Annotated in this window: 17 protein-coding genes; 7 read left to right on the top strand and 10 right to left on the bottom strand. The window is 61.5% G+C overall.

The window, feature by feature from the left end:
* The 6 genes from HV798_RS29110 to cynS all read left to right on the top strand — a co-directional run bounded on the left by HV798_RS29110 (position 1) and on the right by cynS (position 5,377).
* Positions 1–1,140: a sensor histidine kinase gene (locus HV798_RS29110; RefSeq protein WP_175196017.1), complete on the top strand. Its 1,140-nt coding sequence runs from the start codon at positions 1–3 to the stop codon at positions 1,138–1,140.
* A 12-nt stretch (positions 1,141–1,152) separates the two neighbouring features.
* Complete coding sequence (locus HV798_RS29105; RefSeq protein ID WP_025135664.1) at positions 1,153–1,791, top strand: response regulator; 639 nt, start codon at positions 1,153–1,155, stop codon at positions 1,789–1,791.
* Between the two features lie 132 nt (positions 1,792–1,923).
* The gene (locus tag HV798_RS29100; RefSeq protein WP_175196015.1) at positions 1,924–3,285 is read left to right on the top strand and encodes a CmpA/NrtA family ABC transporter substrate-binding protein; all 1,362 of its coding nucleotides are present in this window, start codon (positions 1,924–1,926) and stop codon (positions 3,283–3,285) included.
* Positions 3,285–4,127, top strand: coding sequence for a nitrate ABC transporter permease (gene ntrB / locus HV798_RS29095; RefSeq protein ID WP_175196013.1), 843 nt, complete (start codon positions 3,285–3,287; stop codon positions 4,125–4,127). Before HV798_RS29100 ends, ntrB begins: the two co-directional genes overlap by 1 nt.
* 2 nt (positions 4,128–4,129) lie before the next feature.
* Positions 4,130–4,924 (top strand): ABC transporter ATP-binding protein, encoded by a 795-nt coding sequence (locus HV798_RS29090; protein WP_025135661.1) that lies wholly within the window; start codon positions 4,130–4,132, stop codon positions 4,922–4,924.
* Positions 4,925–4,933: 9 nt separating this feature from the next.
* Positions 4,934–5,377: a cyanase gene (gene cynS / locus HV798_RS29085; protein WP_175196068.1), complete on the top strand. Its 444-nt coding sequence runs from the start codon at positions 4,934–4,936 to the stop codon at positions 5,375–5,377.
* A gap of 15 nt (positions 5,378–5,392) precedes the next feature.
* Here cynS and pdxK read toward each other — a convergent pair whose 3' ends face one another.
* The 8 genes from pdxK to HV798_RS29045 form a co-directional block, all read right to left on the bottom strand.
* Positions 5,393–6,256, bottom strand: a complete 864-nt coding sequence (pdxK, locus tag HV798_RS29080; protein ID WP_175196011.1) for a pyridoxine/pyridoxal/pyridoxamine kinase — start codon at positions 6,254–6,256, stop codon at positions 5,393–5,395.
* A 67-nt stretch (positions 6,257–6,323) separates the two neighbouring features.
* Positions 6,324–6,464, bottom strand: a complete 141-nt coding sequence (locus tag HV798_RS29075; RefSeq protein ID WP_281360928.1) for a colicin immunity domain-containing protein — start codon at positions 6,462–6,464, stop codon at positions 6,324–6,326.
* A gap of 38 nt (positions 6,465–6,502) precedes the next feature.
* Positions 6,503–6,766, bottom strand: coding sequence for a hypothetical protein (locus HV798_RS29070; RefSeq protein ID WP_175196009.1), 264 nt, complete (start codon positions 6,764–6,766; stop codon positions 6,503–6,505).
* A 153-nt stretch (positions 6,767–6,919) separates the two neighbouring features.
* Positions 6,920–7,138, bottom strand: coding sequence for a hypothetical protein (locus HV798_RS29065; protein ID WP_175196007.1), 219 nt, complete (start codon positions 7,136–7,138; stop codon positions 6,920–6,922).
* Positions 7,135–7,368 carry a hypothetical protein gene (locus tag HV798_RS29060; RefSeq protein ID WP_246289281.1) on the bottom strand — a complete coding sequence of 78 codons (234 nt, stop codon included), beginning with the start codon at positions 7,366–7,368 and terminating at the stop codon, positions 7,135–7,137. The genes HV798_RS29065 and HV798_RS29060 overlap by 4 nt, the downstream gene beginning before the upstream one ends.
* A 123-nt stretch (positions 7,369–7,491) precedes the next feature.
* Complete coding sequence (locus HV798_RS29055) at positions 7,492–7,845, bottom strand: DUF596 domain-containing protein (protein WP_175239579.1); 354 nt, start codon at positions 7,843–7,845, stop codon at positions 7,492–7,494.
* Positions 7,846–7,975: 130 nt separating this feature from the next.
* Complete coding sequence (locus HV798_RS29050) at positions 7,976–8,323, bottom strand: Imm8 family immunity protein (RefSeq protein WP_175196003.1); 348 nt, start codon at positions 8,321–8,323, stop codon at positions 7,976–7,978.
* Positions 8,320–8,757, bottom strand: coding sequence for a hypothetical protein (locus HV798_RS29045; RefSeq protein WP_217481201.1), 438 nt, complete (start codon positions 8,755–8,757; stop codon positions 8,320–8,322). The genes HV798_RS29050 and HV798_RS29045 overlap by 4 nt, the downstream gene beginning before the upstream one ends.
* 248 nt (positions 8,758–9,005) lie before the next feature.
* Between HV798_RS29045 and HV798_RS29040 the strand changes: the two genes are divergently transcribed.
* Positions 9,006–10,202, top strand: a complete 1,197-nt coding sequence (locus HV798_RS29040; protein WP_175216619.1) for an IS4 family transposase — start codon at positions 9,006–9,008, stop codon at positions 10,200–10,202.
* Between the two features lie 99 nt (positions 10,203–10,301).
* On the opposite strand, the gene HV798_RS29035 is transcribed toward HV798_RS29040, so the two are convergent.
* Together HV798_RS29035 and HV798_RS29030 are read right to left on the bottom strand one after the other, a co-directional pair.
* A complete protein-coding gene (locus HV798_RS29035) occupies positions 10,302–10,754 on the bottom strand; it encodes a hypothetical protein (RefSeq protein WP_175196671.1) in 453 nt (150 codons plus the stop codon).
* 7 nt (positions 10,755–10,761) lie between these two features.
* The gene (locus HV798_RS29030; protein WP_246289280.1) at positions 10,762–18,324 is read right to left on the bottom strand and encodes a hemagglutinin repeat-containing protein; all 7,563 of its coding nucleotides are present in this window, start codon (positions 18,322–18,324) and stop codon (positions 10,762–10,764) included.
* Positions 18,325–18,346: the final 22 nt, after the last annotated feature.

The raw sequence follows: 18,346 nt of genomic DNA, 5'->3' as shown, positions 1-18,346 counted from the left end.
ATGTTCGCCGACCTGAAACACCTGTCGCACCATGCCGCCTGGCGGCGCCAGCTGGAAATGCTGCTGGAATCCGCCGGGGAAGGCATCTACGGCATCGACTTGCGCGGGCGCTGCATCTTCATCAACGGCGCGGGCGCGGCCATGCTGGGCTACACCCCGGACGAGGTGGTGGGGCGCAACATGCACTACCTGATCCACCATTCCCACGCCGACCGCACGCTGATGCCGGTGCACGACTGCCGCATCTTCAAGGCATTTCGCGACGGCCGCGGCGAACGGGTGGACGACGAGGTGCTGTGGCGGCGCGACGGCTCGTGCTTTGACGCCCAGTACGCGTCCTACCCCATCCGCAACGACGACGACGTGGTGGGCGCGGTGGTGACGTTTTCGGACATCACCGCGCGCAAACGCATCGAACGCGAGCTGCACGGCACCCAGGCGCTGCTCGAAGCCCGGGTGGCGGCGCGCACGGCCGAACTGAGCGCCGCGCACGAGTCGCTGCGCAGCCTGTCGTCGCACCTGAGCACGCTGCGCGAAGAAGAACGCGCCCATATCGCCCGCAACATCCACGACGACCTGGGCGCGTCGTTCACCGCCTTGCAACTGGACCTGAACTGGCTGCGCCGGCAACTGGCCGCGCAGCCGCCGCTGCAAGCCCACCTGGACCGCATGCTGGACGTCACGCAGACGGCCATGGACGCCACCCGCCGCATCCTGAACGACCTGCGCCCCGTGGTGCTGGACCACCTGGGCCTGTGGGCCGCGCTGGAAACCCTGCTGCAGGACCTGCAGGCGCGCAGCGGGCTGCAATGCCGCTACCTGTGCCCGCCCGACACCGAAAGCCGCCGCCTGGCCCCCGCCGCCGAAATCGCCGTCTACCGCATCGTGCAGGAACTGCTGACCAATGTGCAGCGCCACGCCCGGGCGCGCAGCGTCAGCGTCAGCGCCACCTGGGGCGAAGACGGCCTGCTGCTGGCCGTGGAAGACGACGGCGTGGGCATGCAATTGCCCGAAGCGCGCCAGACCTTCGGCATTCTGGGCATGCGCGAACGGGCCCGCGCCATCGGCGGCGACCTGGTGCTGGACAGCGCCCCGGGCGCCGGCATGCGCGCCCGCCTGCGCCTGAATCCCCCCGCCTGAGACCACGACGCCATGGCCCTGAACCTGCTGATCGTCGACGATCACCTCATCATCCGTCGCGGCCTGGCCCGCATCCTGCTGGAAGACCCGCGCGTCGGCCAGGTGGACGAGGCCGCCGACGCCCCGTCGGCCCTGCGCGCGCTGCGGCAAGGCCGCTACGACGCCCTGGTGCTGGACGTGGCGCTGGGCGAACGCGACGGCCTGGACGTGCTCAAGACCGTGCGCGCCGACTACCCCGGCCTGGGCGTGGTGATGCTGTCCGTGTACCCGGAATCCCAATTCGCCGTGCGGGCGCTGCGGGCCGGCGCCCATGCCTACCTGAACAAGGGCTGCGACCCCGACGAATTGCTGGCCGCCCTGGTCAATGCCGCGGCCGGCAGGATGTACGTCACCCCCGCCGTGGCCGAACTGCTGGCGCACACGGTGCGCCAGGACAGCACCCGGCCGCCGCACGAACTGCTGTCCAACCGTGAATTCCAGGTGCTGCAACTGCTGGTGGCCGGCAAATCGGTATCGGCCATCGGCGAGCAGCTGGCGCTGTCGGTGAACACCATTTCGACCTACCGCGCCCGCATCTTCGAAAAGCTGGGTGTGCGCACGCTGGTGGAACTGGTGGCCTACGCCAACACGCACCAGCTGGGTGCCCGCTGACGCGCCACGCACCGCCCTGGCGCAGGCCGCGCACCGTGTAGTGATCGCCCTACACGCATATGGTTGAACCGGCGATACCGGCCGCCCGCGGCCGGCGCCAAGATGAAGGCCTTCCCCATTCCGGAGGCTTCCATGTCCCTGTTCAGCAATCCGTTCGACCCCGGCAGCCGCCTGGCCTGCGGCTGCGGCCGCCATGCGTCCCAGGCCGAGCACGCGCGCGCCCAGGGCGGCGTGGCGCCGGACGCCGCCGCGGACAGCGCCGTGGAAAACGCAGTAATGCGCGCCCTGTTCCCGCAGGACGCGCTGCGCCGCCGCTTCCTGCGCGCCGTCGGCAGCGGCACGGCCCTGGCCGCCGTCGCATCGCTGTTCCCGCTGGCCGCCGCCAAGGAAGCCTTTGCGCAAACGACCGGGCCGCTGGAGAAACAGAAGCTGAAGGTGGGCTTCATTCCCATCACCTGCGCCACGCCCATCATCATGGCGCACCCCATGGGCTTTTACGGCAAGCAGGGGCTGGACGTGGAAGTGGTGAAGACGGCCGGCTGGGCGCTGATCCGCGACAAGGCCATGTCCGGCGAATACGATGCCGCCCACATGCTGTCGCCGATGCCGCTGGCCATTTCGCTGGGCGTGGGCGCCAGCCGCGCGGTGCCCTGGACCATGCCCGCCGTGGAAAACATCAACGGCCAGGCCATCACGCTGTCGATGAAGCACAAGGACCGGCGCGACCCGAAGGACTGGAAAGGCTTCAAGTTCGCCGTGCCGTTCGACTATTCGATGCACAACTACCTGTTGCGCTACTACCTGGCCGAGCACGGGCTGGACCCCGACACCGACGTGCAGATCCGCTCGGTGCCGCCGCCCGAGATGGTGGCCAACCTGCGGGCCGACAACATCGACGGCTTCCTGGCGCCGGACCCCGTCAACCAGCGCGCGGTGTACGACGGCGTGGGCTTCATCCACACGCTGTCCAAGGCGATCTGGGACGGCCATCCGTGCTGCGCGTTTTCGGCCAGCCGGGAATTCGTGACCACCCAGCCCAACACCTACCAGGCGCTGCTCAAGGCCATCATCGAGGCCACCGCCTATGCTCGCAACCCGGCGAACCGCAAGGAAATCGCCACCGCCATCGCCGCGCCCAACTACCTGAACCAGCCCGTCACCGTGGTCGAACAGGTGCTGACGGGCACCTACGCCGACGGCCTGGGCAAGGTGCTGACGGACCCGGCCCGCATCGATTTCGACCCGATGCCATGGGGTTCGTTCGCCGTCTGGATCCTGACGCAGATGAAGCGCTGGGGCCAGATCAAGGGCGACATCGACTACCAGAAGGTCGCCAGCGAGGTGTTCCTGGCCACCGACGCGGTGCGCCTGATGCGCGAGGCCGGGCTGACCCCGCCCGCGCAAACCGACAAGGCCTTCAGCGTGATGGGCAAGCCCTTCGACCCCAGCCAGCCCGAGGCCTACCTGGCCGGCTTCAAGATCCGGAGAACCTGATGCGGGCCGTGCAACCCTGGCGGGCGACGTTCCTGTCCGTCGTGCTGTTCCTGGCGTTCCTGCTGCTGTGGCACGCCGCCACCCGCCCCGCGGCGGGCGCGGCGACGGTGGACCCGGCCTATGCCGCCCTGGTCGGCAACGCCGCGGCCAGCGGGTCGACAACGCCCTTTCCCGGCCCGGCCGAGGTCGGCGCCAAGCTGTGGCAACACCTGCAGGACCCGTTTTACGACCGCGGCCCGAACGACAAGGGCATCGGCGTGCAGTTGGCGTATTCGGTGGCGCGGGTGCTGACGGGCTTTGGCCTGGCGGCGCTGGTGGCGATCCCGCTGGGGTTCCTGATCGGCATGTCCAGGACCGTGTACCGCGCGTTCGACCCGTTCATCCAGGTGCTCAAGCCGATCTCGCCGCTGGCCTGGATGCCGCTGGCGCTCTACACCATCAAGGACGCCGACACGTCGGCCATCTTCGTGATCTTCATCTGCTCGCTCTGGCCCATGCTGGTCAACACCGCCTTCGGCGTGGGCGCGGTGCGGCAGGACTGGCTGAACGTGGCGCGCACGCTGGAAGTGACGCGGCTGCGCACCGCCCTGCAAGTGATCCTGCCCGCCGCCGCGCCGACCATCATGACGGGCATGCGCATCTCCGTCGGCATCGCCTGGCTGGTCATCGTGGCCGCCGAGATGCTGATCGGCGGCACCGGCATCGGCTACTTCGTGTGGAATGAATGGAACAACCTGTCGATTGCCAACATCATCTGCGCCATCCTGTTCATCGGGCTGATCGGCATGCTGCTGGACACCCTGCTGGCGCGCGCCGCGCGGCTGGTCAGCTACCGGGAATGAGCATGAGCGCCCCTTTCCTGCAAGTCCAGGCGCTGGCCAAGCGCTACCCGGGACGCCACGGCCAGCCCGCCGCGCCGGTGTTCGAGCACATCGACTTCGGCATCGAACAAGGCCAGTTCGTCTGCGTGATCGGCCATTCCGGCTGCGGCAAGACCACCATCCTGAACATCCTGGCGGGCATCGACGAAGCCAGCGAGGGCGTGGTCATCATGGACGGCCGCGAGATCGCCGGGCCGTCGCTGGCGCGCGGCGTCGTGTTCCAGGCGCACGCCCTCCTGCCGTGGCTGACCGCGTTGCAGAACGTGGAATTCGGCGTGCGTTCGCGCTGGCCGGCCTATCGTCGCGAGCAGGTGCGCGAGCACAGCCTGCGCTACCTGGCCATGGTGGGCCTGGCGCATGCCGCCGACAAGAAACCGTGCGAACTGTCGGGCGGCATGAAGCAGCGCGTGGGCATCGCCCGGGCCTTTGCCATCCAGCCGCGGATGCTGCTGCTGGACGAGCCCTTCGGCGCGCTGGACGCCCTGACCCGCGGCACCATCCAGGACGAACTGCGCGCCATCGTCCAGGAAACCCGCCAGACCGTCTTCATGATCACGCACGACGTGGACGAAGCCATTTTGCTGTCCGACCGCATCCTGCTGATGAGCGCGGGGCCGTATGCCCGCATCGCCGAATCCGTCGACGTGGACCTGCCGCGCGGCCGGACCCGCGCCAGCCTGCATCACGAGCCGCGCTACTACGAAATTCGCAACCATCTCGTCGACTTCCTGGTCGACAAGGCTTCCCACAAGGAGTGAACCCCCATGATGTCCCGCGCCGAAGTCACCGAACTGGTCGTTACCCGCCGCCTGGAAAAAAAGCTGTCCTGGGCCGCCATTGCCGAGGCCGTCGGCCAGAGCAAGGAATGGACCACTGCCGCGCTGCTGGGCCAGATGACGCTGACCGAAGAACAGGCCCTGGCCGCGGCCCGCTTGCTGGACCTGCCGGCCGATGCCGTGGTGCAGCTGCAGGTGGTGCCCTACAAAGGGTCCCTGCCCACGACCGTGCCGACCGACCCGCTGATCTACCGCTTCTACGAGCTGATCAACGTCTACGGCACCACCTTCAAGGCGTTGATCAATGAAGAGTTCGGCGACGGCATCATGAGCGCCATCGACTTCAAGATGGACCTGACGCGCGAAGCCGACCCCAAGGGCGACCGGGTGCAGATCGTGATGAGCGGCAAGTTCCTGCCATACAAGACATATTGAGCAGGACCGCGGGCGTCAGCCTTCGATCGCCAGCTCTTCCCAGCCCAGTTCGCGGGTGCGCGTCAGCGCGTCGGTCACCACCGCGGTGGCCGCCCGTGCCGCCTCTTGCAGCGCGTCGCCGGCCAGCAGCCGGGCGGTGATGGCTGCCATGAAGACATCGCCCGTGCCATGCACCGACGGCGGGATAGCGATCTCGGGGTGGGTCAGTACGATGCAGTCGGCGTCAGTCACCACGGCCAATTGCAAGCTGCCGGGCGCGGCCGCCATGGGCGCGGCGCTGGTCACGACAATCCATTGCGGACCCTCGGCGATCAATTCGCGCGCGGCCGCCGCCACCTCGTCAATAGAAGACAGCGGCCGGCCCACCATCTGTTCCAGCTCGAAATGGTTGGGCGTCATGCCGTCGGCGTGTGGCACCAGCTTCTTGCGGTACTGCGCCACCAGGCCGGAATCCACGTACAGGCCGTCATTGCGGTCGCCCATGACCGGGTCGATGTGCACCCGCAGATCGGGCCGGGCCGCCCGCAGCGCCGGCAGCCACTCGGCCAGCAGATCGGCCTGGCCCGGCTGGCCCAGGTAACCGCAGACCACGGCGCGCGCCACCTGCGTGACGCCGCGCTCGTCCAGCCCCTTGAGCAGGCCCTGAAACCAATCCAGCGGCACGGCGCCGCCGTGCAGGGTGGGATAGTGCGGCGTGTTGCTGAGGATGACCGTGGGCACGGCAATGGCTCGCAGCCCCGCCTGGCGAAACACCGGCATGGCGGCGTTGTTGCCGACATAGCCGTACACGACCTGGGATTGAATGGAAATGACGTCCACCCGCGCGGTCACGGCGGGCAGCGCTGCGCCGGCGGTCGGGGCAGCGGGAATGGCGGTCATACGGCGGGCTCCTGGCGGAATCGGGATCGTCTGCCGGCGACATGCCGGGGGTGCGACGGAGTGGCCCCTATTCTAGGCCACACACCTTCTGCACCCATCTTGCGACTTCAGTGCGAAGCTGGTGTTCATCAAACTCAGGTTCTTCCCGCAATTCCGCTGGGTAGTACATATCTGCGGCACAGAAAATGCTGGATAAACCTTCGCTCAATAAAATAAGGTTTCAGACTACGTTTTTAAATCACCTCTTCAGGCCAAAAACGTAGTCTGACACCTTATTTCATACAGGCACACCAACTCTGCACCCCAGGAAGGTTCGATGCAGAACAATCGCAATGTTCCCGCGATCACCTCGGCCCTGGATTTCTCTATGGCGTTGTCATCCACTCGCAGCGTTCCATCTGACAGCTGATATAGCCAGCGCAGTCTTGCAATGATGGCGCTGTCTGACATTCTGTCGATTTTCGAGTCCAGGACCCGGGAGACAACGTTCTGCCCGATGAAGTCGGTCATGCGAAATGACTGGACCCGGCCCAACGTGACGCGCTCGATCTCATTGCCCCCGAACTAAAACGTCAGGATCAGTGTTTCGGTGGATTTTATGTGTTCAACGGCAAGAAGCTCTGCGTCGTGGAATGGCAATTTCTTCATCATCTTTCCAATCGGCTAATTTTCAGCCGCCCGTCCAAGTCGCTTTTTCAATATCTTGCGTCGTGCAGGCCAATCATCTCTTAAAAACTGGGTGGCTTTTTTGAAATCATTCTCTGCTGCCCTTGCAAGCCAGGACGTTATCTCATCAATGTCTTCAAGCGACCACGAGTCGTCAAATTGACTTAGGCGCTGCATCACGCCTTCGATCAGTATAGCGGCGCCATCCCCTTTCATTTTGGAGAAGCATTATCAATGACTAACAGCGCCTTTTCTACTGCCCATCGCCAATCCTCCCAAGCCCCGGGATCTCCAGGCCCATTACCTTGGGTTATCTCCCAAGAAAGAGAACTAAGTAAACCACCGGTCTCGTCTGCTCCTGTTCTTTCATATTCTCTCTCTAGAAAATAGAACATTGCACGATATGCCTGTTCGATATTCAGCATTCTTTCTTGCATCATTTTCATCTTGGCCTGATTATTGCAGCCGACCCATTTTCAGAAAAATAAGGTGTAAGACTACGTTTTCACAGGGCCATCTTCAGGCCTAAAACGTAGTCTTACACCTTATCTTCTGTCAATTTTCACCACCTATGTCCATTGCTCGAAACCATTTTCAAATATCCAGACGACACCAGCAGGGGCAGAAATTAAGAACCAACACCCAAAACCGTCCAGATCATCCTCATCGGGATTGCAAGGCAATGCCTGACGAATCTCTTCAATTTGACTATTAATATCCCCAGATAGGCACACATCATTACGCGCGAATTTTATTAGCCCCTCTCGCAGGAGCTTATCCAGAATCTCAAAGAAATAAGTAACTCGCACTTCGTAAGGTACTGTTGGTCCGCCAACCGCCACTCCCAAATGCTGCCAAATCGCAGCCATAGACAGCCCTCTAGAACTATCTATAACGCTATCAAAAATTTCGTCTTTTTTCATTCCAGTTTCAAAAGACATAAGCCTGGCACCTTATTTTTAGAAAGCGCTCTCATATGTGCTTCGGCGTACTAAAACCACGCTCACCATTGACTACAGCTAAACGCCTGATGGGCAAGCCGACGTCTTATTTTTATATTTCAAACTCCCACGAGAAGTACCTACTGAGCGCTGCCATACTATCGGCGCCACTATCTCGAGTAGACTGACTTATGATTTCCTCTATTTTTTTCTTGATCAAATCAAAACAAAATTCATCAACAACCAACAGATTTCGCGGAACCACTATCTGCTGAATGGCCACTTGATGTGCAAGCCAAATTGGAGTGCAAATACCCACTTGAAAGAGATTTCCACCGTCCTCACCCAGAAATCCTATTGAGAGGTCCAGCCACAAACAAAAATCTTTTGGATTATCTGGAACAAAAGAATCCAAGCATTCATTGCCAAACCCAATGTACTTCAGAATTAGTTTTTTCATTTAACGATCAAATGCCCATTTGAAATAGAAGCTCCAGTTTTTGGATCTCGCAATTGAAAATTTGCTTGAACCCCTGTCGGATTATATTGAGCGGGAGTGTTTGGCTTAGCTGTCGGCGGCCTGTAAACTCTAGAGCCGTCGGCGCTTATATATCCACCGGGAACACCTTTTAACGGATGCGCCCCATCACCAACCCAGATTTTTCCCAAATATTCTGCTTCCAAGCGCGTTCCTTTTCCTACAGAAAAGTTTGGATTAGCATTTCCACTCCCTTTGATGGCCGCGGCCAATCTCGGATCTTGAGAAGCAATATTCCTCAAATTTTGCTGTTGTAGCTGCTCTTTCAATTTCGGATAAAGCGCGCCGTTCTCCGCGCCCGCGGCCCCATTCGGCCTGCGACCGCCCCCGCCCCCATCACTATCCAGCGGAGACAATCCCTTCACCGCCGCAAACACCACGAGTAAAATAAGGTGTCAGACTACGTTTTTAAATCACCTATTCAGGCCAAAAACGTAGTCTGACACTGAGGTTTCCCCACGAATTTCCAGGGAAACCTATTTCAAATCAGAGGTTTGAGGTGTGGGGCGAAGTCAAACGATTCGCGGGCAGGTGATCAGGGCGTGCATGGCGCCAGTCCTATACCCTTCATCAAGCGACCAAACCGTTTGAAGGAAGACAGGCCATGCACGCAGTGGGAGTATTGCAGAAACTGCTCCAGGATTCGATCCCCAGCCTACATTTGAACCGGCTCCGCGCCTTGATAAGCACAGTGCGAAGTGCGATGACGACGCGGCGTTTGACGCTCAGTGGCTTGGCGCGTGGTCTGCCGACGGGTCAAGCAATACGGCATCGGATCAAGCGTGTGGACAGGCTTCTGGGTAATCGCCATCTGCATAACGAGCGTCCCCTGTTCTATCAATTGCTGTGCCGGCAGTTCATGGTCCAGGACAAGCGCCCCGTGATCCTGGTGGATTGGTCTGATTTAAAGGCTGACAGGAGCTGGTTGGTATTGCGTGCGGCACTATGGATACGCGGCGCTGCGGTGCCTATCTACGAGAGCGTCCATCCGCTGCGCGATCAGAACTCGCCAAGCGTTGAACGGTCGTTCCTGACCCAGCTCAAGTCGTTGCTGCCACAGGGCTTGCGGCCAATCGTCGTGACCGATGCGGGATTCCGCGGCCCTTGGTTCACCTATCTGAATCAGCTGGGTTGGTACTGGGTAGGACGTATCCGTGGACGCACGTTTCTTAGATCTGGGGACGATCCGTGGCGGCGCTGCACGGCCGATTACGCCCGCGCCAACGCTCGGCCGAGCGATTTGGGCGAACAAGAAATGATCCGTTCCTGTCCCGTGCAAGCTCGACTGGTGTTGTATCGAAAGCCGCCGCAGCAGCGTCAGGCACTGACTCAGTTCAAGCAACGCAAGCGCAGCAGCCACAGCGAAGTCTGCGCCAGGCGGGAAAGCGAACCGTGGTTGCTGTGCGCCTCGCCGTCGCTGACCGAGGCGAACGCGCATGAAATTGTTGAGGTCTATCGCAAGCGCATGAGCATCGAGTGCACCTTCCGAAGTTTGAAATCCCATCAGTTCGGGTTCTCCTTCGAGGACAGCCAAAGCGCGGGCGCTGCCCGTCTGCAGATCTTGTTGTTGATCCACGCGTTGGCCACGTTCCTGCTGTGGCTGGTGGGCAAGCTGGCCGAAAGCCGGAAACTGAGGCCGGCTTATGAGTCCAACAATCGCAAAGATCGGCGGACTATCTCGTTGCTTACGCTAGGAGCCATGGTTTATGCAGAACGGGTACTGGTCCTGACTGAAATGTCGGTGCTGGGACTCCTGCAAACACCGTTGGAAGCTGCTGGACCCGTTGGAGAGAGCGAATGAATTCGTGGGGAAACCTCAGAGTCTGACACCTTATTTCTTCCTTGGCATCAAGAGCGCACCTAACTTACAAATAAGAAATTATTCAAGCATTGTTTTTGACTATTCGTCATTTTTTACGCTGTCGAAAATATCTAAAAATTTCGCCCTACTTTTTTCTGAAATCGATCCACTTTTACTCAAATAGTAAGCAGCAAAGCGCACACTTTTTGAATAACACCCTTTATTTTTTTTTAAAACACCCAACATCTTATTTGCAGCCATTCTATGAACAAACAAGTGCGCAACGTATTGTTTTATTTCATTGCTTCCCCCTCTTTTCAGCACATTGACAAACAAATCAGACAACAACCATTCAGGAAAATTAATCCTAGCAGCAACTGAAGCTGCCATACGGACATTTCCCTCACTCAGCTTTTCGATAACAAGAAATTTCTCATCGGGTGAAAGCCCCCTTAAAATCTTGCACAGCTTACTTTCTTTTACGCTTTCCCTGCGCCTCAAAAGATCGGACAACAGGCCATTAACATCTTCAAGACTCGATTTAGACTCCATTCAAACCTCAATCTCTTTCAAAAAAAATATCAGTCGGAAACCCTACCGAGAAGGCTGAAGACACAGGCGGCTCATAATGACCGGACTTATTATCCCATCTCTTTAAAATACCTTTGTGCGAAAAATCCACCTGCCCTGAATAGTCTACATCAGTGCCTTTTGATAGAGACAAATGCCCCGAAAAACCATCGCCCCTAGGGGGTGCAATATATATCCGATCGTTTTTCTTTATAAAATCAAACCGGCCGGCTGGAGTACGCAACTCGCCAGATGAAGTTCGATATTTATACGCACCAGATTCAGTTAACACCAGTTCGTAACGTGGGCCGGGCATTACAGGATCATTAGGATAAAGGTTCCTTAATTTCGGTGCCTCTGCCGCAACCTTTCTTTCACTGTGCCCGAGCACCTTGGGACCAACAGCCTCATACTCCCCCGTAGCCGGATTCTGCCGCAGCGCAACTTTCCCGTTGACCAGAACCTCGGCATTCCTGATCACCTTCGGCGCGCTAGTCTCGGAAGAGTCCGGCAACCGTGGCGTTGAAGGGGTTTTTACGCCCGAAACCGTTTCAATCTTCGCTCGCGCCACCGACTTTTGAATCTGTGCCCGCGATAGCTTGCCTTCCAGACTGCCGAGCAACGCCCCCATCGCTGCCCTTTCTGCTGGCGTAAAGTCTTCTCGAGGAAAGTAATAGCCGCCGTTTTCAATAAGCTGAATTTCGGCCAGCTTGCTTTCCAGCGTTCGGACCAACGCATGGTTCTGCGCAGCCTCTGCTTTCGCGACCTCATCTTTCAAGGCTTGGACAACTTTGGCAGCATCCAACGGATGATTTAGAAAGTTTTCAATGTCCCTGGCCGCATCGCTCAGAGCCTGGTTTGATCCACTGAGGTTGGTGCGGTCTTTCTCGTTCGTCTGATAATGGCGCCAGGCTTGGTCATACAGTTCAGCCAGCGTGGCACTGTCTTTCAAGCCACCAGCGAACAAAACGTGGCTGTCGTAGGTTCCGTCCGCTTTCCCGTCGAAGTAGATGAAACCCGTACCCTGTGAGCCGGTCATCTGAGATAGAAACGCGCGGGCATTTTGATTTTCGATGTAGCGACCAGCGGCAGCGGAATCTGTCTGTCGCTCGGCTTGCCCGGTCAGTTCGGCCTCGGCCTGGGCCAGCGAGATCCCTTGCGCCTGCGCGTAGCGGCTGGCATTTTTCTTGATCCATATGCCTTCATCAGGATGCAATTGCCGGTTGTACATATCCGACGCTGCCGCACCACCCGCACCACTCAACCCTCCCGCCATACCGCCTGCCGTGCTGGCGACCACGTTCAAAATGACTTTGGCCACCTGATCGCGCATTTCTGCCGGCAAGCCCGCGACGGCCCGATCAACCTGGTCACGCATTACGCTGGCGGCGAGGTCTCCGGCTACGGTGCCTGCCATCGCGCCCGCCACATTGCCGCCGCCCAGGGCAGCGCCAATACCGGCGACCGCCGTATGTAGAGCTAGACGGCCGACGCCATGCTCGCCCCACGTGCCGGGATCGTCCTTCTTCAGCTTGTCTGCCACATCGCCCGCAATCTGCATCCCTAGCTGGCCAAACGCCTGCTGGAATTCGATCTGCTCGCGGACCTTGTCCTTATCGAAGATCTTGCCGATGCTGCCGTTCGCATCGGCTGTATCCCGACTCAGCCCCGCCGTGCTGTCTCGACCCGTGTTTTTGTCAGACCGAACCTCAATCGTTCCGGCCGATACCGCCGCACGGGTCGTGCCGGAGTCGCTGTCGCTGGTGCTGGCGAAACTCAGACCCGACGGGCCTGCACCCAGGGCATCGCCCTTGTTTGGCTTATCAAGCGCACCGGACATGCCCAGGCTGATGCCCACCGTGGTCGACTTGTAGGCGGCCTGGTTGTGCAGGTTGCTGAAGCCAAGCGTTTCCGTGGACAGCCAGTTCTTGGTCGCCTCGGCGTCGCTGGCGATGACGGCGCCCGTCAGCTGCGTATGCTTGCCGACGTAGATGTCATAGCCGCCCTTGCCGGCGAACAGCCCCGTCTGTTCCACGACGCTGTCGTAGTTGGACTTGGTCTTGCCCACGCTGGCGCCGAGATAGGCGTTGCCTGTCATCGAACCGAAGCTGAAGCTGCCGCCTGCATTGGCCTGCTGTTGCTTGGCGTCGTAGCGATCCGAATCTTGCTGGCTGACCAGGATCAGGTTGCGGCCGATGTCCGCACGGATGCTGTCCGCGCGCGCCTGGGCACCTTCAAGAATGGTGTTGCCGCCCGAGATCAGCGTCAGGTTGTCGCGCGCACTGACCTGGGTTTCGCGATAGGTCGTGCCGTTACCCTTGCCGCTACCGCTACCGACGTAGCCGCTGGCAAAGATATTGATGCCGCCACCGCTGCCGCTGTCGGATACACCGATACCCACGCCAAGCTTCCAGCCACTGCTTTTGTTGGTGGAGACTTCGGTGGACGTCAGCACCTGGCTTTGCAGCATCAGGTCGTTGGTCGCCGCCAGCAATACGTTCTTGCCGGCCAGGTCACTGCCGATGATGGACAGGTTGCCCGTGCCGGCTACGCCCTTTTCCCCCAGCGCGACAATGGAGACACTGCCGCCCGCCATGATCGACGAGCCAAATGCCGTCTCTTGCGTGCGTTTGGTTTCGCTGACGGATTTGTTGGCGCCGATGCTGATCTGGATCTGGGCGCTGGCGGCCTCTTTTTCAGCTGCGGTGGCCTTCGCCCCTTTGGCCGTGTCCATCGTCCGCTTGGCTTGCACCGCCTGATACGCTGCCTGCCCGACCTTGACTGCGGCAAGGCGCCCGCTCTTGGCTTCGTCGGCCTGTTGCAACGTGCCCTGTATCTGCTGCGCGGCACCCAGAATGCCTCCGGCGACGCCGATAGTCAGACCGGATTGTTTGAACTCGTGGTACTCGTGCTGCCGGGCCTCGCCGACACCGGCGATGATGGCAACGTTGCGGCCGGCAATGGAGATGTTGCCGTCCTGGGCCAACAGATTGCTGCCCATGACGCCGACATCTCTACCGGCATCGATAAAAAGATTGCCACCTGCACTGCCGATCGTGCTGGCCGAATAGCCGCCGCTGGCACCGCGGTTCCAGTCCGTGCGTTCTTGCTTTTGGTAGCCCAGGTTGAAGCCACCGCCACCGCCCAGACCCGACTTCTTGACCTTCTCGTACTGGTAGTCCTTGTAGGACCCCTCCTTGGCCAGGACCAGCAAATCGCGGCCGACGCCTATCTGCACATCATGGTCGCCCACAATGTTCGAGCCAACCACCGTCATGTTGCGCCCGGCCAGCATAGCCACCGTGTCGCCGCCGAAGGTCGCGCCGACAGCCTGGGTCAACTCCGTTTCGCGAAGCCGATGGCTGGTCTTGGTCGACAGGAATCCCTTCTTCCGGTCGTACGTTTCGTTATAGGTATAGGCGCTGGAGTCGCCCGCCAACACGTTGATGTCTCGTCCCGCCCCGACGCCCAGTTGCTGCATTGAAGACACCTGGGCCGCCCGCGCGTTGACATCCTGCCCGGCGAGCATAGTCAGGTTGCCGCCCACCGCAATCTGGGTGCCGATCTCGGTCGCTGACCGCATGTCGGCTCGGTTCTTCTTACCGTACTGGTACGACTCTGCATAACGCTCTTCGAACGTCGTCAGATTTATGTCACGGCGGGCTTGAATTTCGGCATCGCCCGTCGCGCTGATAGCCGCGGCCTGCGCGTTGAAGTCCCGGCCCGCCTGGACGTTCAAGGTTCCCGCATCAATCCGCGCCACGCCATCGATACGCGTACTGCTCACCCCGCCGTTGGCGTTGGTCTGCGTGCTGGACATCAGGTTGATGTCTCGGCCGGCGTTCAGCGCGACCGATTCGCCCTTGAGCAGCCCGGCCAGATTGTCGATGTCGTTGCGGGCCGTCAGGTTGACGGTCTTGGCCTGGACCGAACCGATGCTGTTGCGCACGTTCTGCGCGTTGACGACCAGGGCGTTGCGCGCGCCCAGGGTGCCGCTGTTGTTGAGGTCGCCCGTGGTGTTGATCTGCGTTGCACGGCCCGCGATGAGCGTGCCGTCGCCGCGCAGATCGCCCGGTTTGACGGCCAGGTAGACCTGCGGGGCCAGCACCTTCTGTTGCGTGCCATCGGGCAGCGTGACGGTCTGCTCGACCAGCCAGACGATGTCGCCGGTCAGGTGGCGCATCTGGTCTTGTGTCAAGGCGGTGCCGATGGTCAGGCCGAAGTTGCCGGCAAAGTCGGCGCCCGCGGCAAGCAGCGCCTTGTACTGGGTTTCGTTGTCGGTGTAGTCGCCTACGAAGCGCTGGCCGCTGGCCAGCATGATCTGCTCGGCCACCAGCTTCTGCTCATAGAAGCCATCGCCCAGGCGCTTGAGGAGGTAGCTGCTGTTCTGGTTGAGTTGGCGCAGCAGGGTGTCGCTGGACGTGATGGTGCGCGAGCCGAGGAACTGGCGGTCGGTGGCGATCAGGGTGGGTGCGTCCGGGGCCGACATCACGCGGTACAGCGCGTTGGTCGGCAGGACGGGCGCCAGCGTGGGCACGCGGATGACGAACTTGCCGGGCGTGGAAAATTCAATCAATTGGGCCGGCGCCAAGGGGTTGGTGATGCCGCTGGCGTCGGGCCTTGCGTTGCCGGTGGCCGGTGGCGCGGTGTTGCCGGTGGCGCTGGCCACAGCCAGCTCGAAGCGTTCGGCGGCCACGACGTCTTCGTAGGGAGTTCGGCTTTCCTTGCGGCCGCCGCCTTTGACGATGGTGCGTACCTCGATGCCTTTGCGCGCAATGCGGCGTTCGCCTTCGGCCCCGATGTTGTTGACTGACGGGCCGTCTACCGACAGCGTGGCGCCGGCGATGATGCGGCTCTTGTCGTTGGTGACGGCGCCCGTGAAGCGGGCGTTGCCGCCGGCAATGATCCGGGCCGGGTCTGTGGATACCGTGCGGCTTTCGGAGACGACTTCGTCGACCTTGTAGTAGAAGAAGTTCTCTACCATGCGGCTGTCGAAGTCTGCGTTGAACGCGCGGATACGGCGGTCCAGTTCCAGAAAGGGCGCCTTGTAGGCCGCGTAAGCCGCGTCGAAGGCGGCGCGGCGGGAGCGCTCGGCGTCGCATTCGGTCGGGTTGCGGCACGGCCAGGGCGGTTCACGCCAGGTAGGTTGACTGCCCTCTGGGGGGGTTATGCCGAAGACTTGCCAGACACGCTCGGCCGCACCGTAGTTGAACCGTTCGGGTACGTCCCTGGGATTGCCATCGGCGTCGTAGTCCACATAGCCCGCCGCATACGCGGGCGGAATGGGTGCGGTAGAGCCCGCCTTGCCTTTCTTGCCGCGTACATAGTCGAAGGGCGGGCCGTAGCGCGATTCCGGATAGGTCGTGGATGGCAGCAGCAGCCGGCGGTCAGAATCGTTGTCCAGGAACGTTTCGGGGTCTTTGCCGCACAGGGTGGTGACGCCGTCGCAGAGCCACAGCTTGTCGCCATCCATCAGCTCGGTGGCGTTTTCCAGGCGGTAGTACAGCTTGGGGCCGCGCGCGGTTTCGACCACTTCGCTGGCGTAGTGCGGGTTCAGGTTCTGGATGCTGGCCGCCGCGATGTCGGCGTTGCGTTCGGCTTCGATAGTGGCCGATTCGTTGGACAGCGATTGCGCCTGCCCGATCGCCTTGCCCGTGGCATCCAGGGCGCCGCCTATGCGCAGGTCTGCGCCGGCATAGATCAAGGCGTGTTCACGGTTGGCGAGCGTGCCGACGCCCAGGTCCAGGTCGCCGCGCGAGGCGATGACGGCGTTGGGGTCGTTGATGAGCGTCGGGGTCTGGATGCCGATGCGGTCGCCGTAAATGCGGCCGGTGTTGGTCAGACTGCCAGCGGTGATGCGGGTGTAGCCGCCATCGATGAGGCCGGCATTGGTCAGCATCGCGCTGATGTTCAGTTCGGTGTTGCGCCCCGCGATCAGTTCGCCGGTGGCGCGGTTGGTCAGCGTGTTGGCGGTGATCGTCAGGTCTTGGCCCGCGTGGAGCTTGCCGTCGTTGTCCAGGTTGCCGGTGGTCAGTTCCAGGGAATTGCCGGCTGTCACCGCACCGCTGCTGTTGATCAGGTTATTCGCCGCGAGCTTGGCGTTGGCGTCGGATGAGACGTTGCCTGACGTGTTGTCGAGCGTGCCGGTGGCAACGCCCAGGTCTTGCCCCGCGCCGATGCGGCCGGATTGGTTGTCGATGGCGTTGGCGTTGACCGTGACCTGCTTGCCCATCACGCCCAAGGCGCTGGTCGAGGTTGGTGTAGCGCCTGCTTGGGCGGTCGTTGTTGCGCTCGCACCAGGGGTGCCATTGGCGAGCGTGTCGCGGTTGTTCAGGCTGCCGGCCGTCAAGGCCAAGAGGTTGTCGGCCTGGATCAGGCCGGCGCGGTTGTCCAGCAGGCCTTGCGTCTTGAGCGTCAGATTGGCGGCGGCGACGATGCCGCGGGTGTTGGACAGGGTCTGCGCGTTCAGCGTGGCTTGCCCTTGGGCGGCAACGGTGCCGCCAGTGTTGTCCAGGTTGCCGGTGGTGTTTACGTCCAGCGCCCCGCCGCTGACGACCTTGCCGTCGGTGTTGGACAGGCTCGCGGCTTTAACGTCGATTGAACCGCCGTACAAGCCGCCGCCCTGGTTCTGCAAGGCGCCGGTGTTGGCGACGGTGAGCTTGCCGCCCTGATTGTTCACGGCGCCGGCCGTTTCTACGCGCAGCGTGCCGTTGGCTTGGACGGAACCGCCTTGGTTGTTGATGCCGGCCGTTCCCCGCAGCGCGACGCTGTCGCCCGAGACGACGCCGCCTGCCGCGTTGACGATGGATTGGCCGGCGATGGCCACCGCGCCAGCGCCGGCCAGGGTGCCGGCGGTGTTGTCGACCGCGCCTGCGACGTTGGCGGTCAGTCCTGCCCCGCTGGTGAGCTTGCCACCCGTGTTGTCCAGGCTGGATGCGCGCAGCAACACCGAACCGCCGTACACGGAACCGGCGCGATTGGTGATTGTGCCGTTGGCGTCCAACGTCAACGCACCGCCCGCGACCAACTTGCCACCCGACAGACCCAGCGCATCGGCCGTGACCGTAGCGTTGCCGCCGGCCATCAGCGTGCCGGCGTTCTGCAGGCTATTGACCTGCACGCTCAGCGCACCCAAAGGACTGATCGAACCATCGGCCTGCAAGCCGGCCGTGAAGGTGCCGCGGTTGTCCAACTTGCCCGACACGACACTGGCGTTGCCCGCCGAGGACACGGCGCCGGTGTTGATGACCGAGCCGGGCGCGTTGAGCGCCAGCGCGCCGCCCGCCGTGACCGTACCGTCGTTGACGATATCGCGTCCGCTCTGCACCGACAGGTCAGTGGCAGCCTGCATGCGGCCAGACGGCAGAATCTTGACGTCGCCATTGGCGCTGACGGTCAGCGTGCCGGTCAGCGCAGCAAGGTTGCCGCCGATGTTCACGCCGACGCCCGCTTCGGTGCCGATGAGCCGGATGCTGTTGGCGTACATGCCGCCCAGGGCCGCGACGTCGATGGATACACCAGTCGTAGCGCCAGCGCCGGTCAGGGCCGACACATCGATACCGTCATACCCGACG

The sequence above is a fragment of the Achromobacter deleyi genome (genome assembly GCF_902859705.1).
Taxonomy (GTDB): domain Bacteria; phylum Pseudomonadota; class Gammaproteobacteria; order Burkholderiales; family Burkholderiaceae_B; genus Achromobacter; species Achromobacter deleyi.
This window is presented reverse-complemented; position numbering and strand designations above follow the sequence as displayed.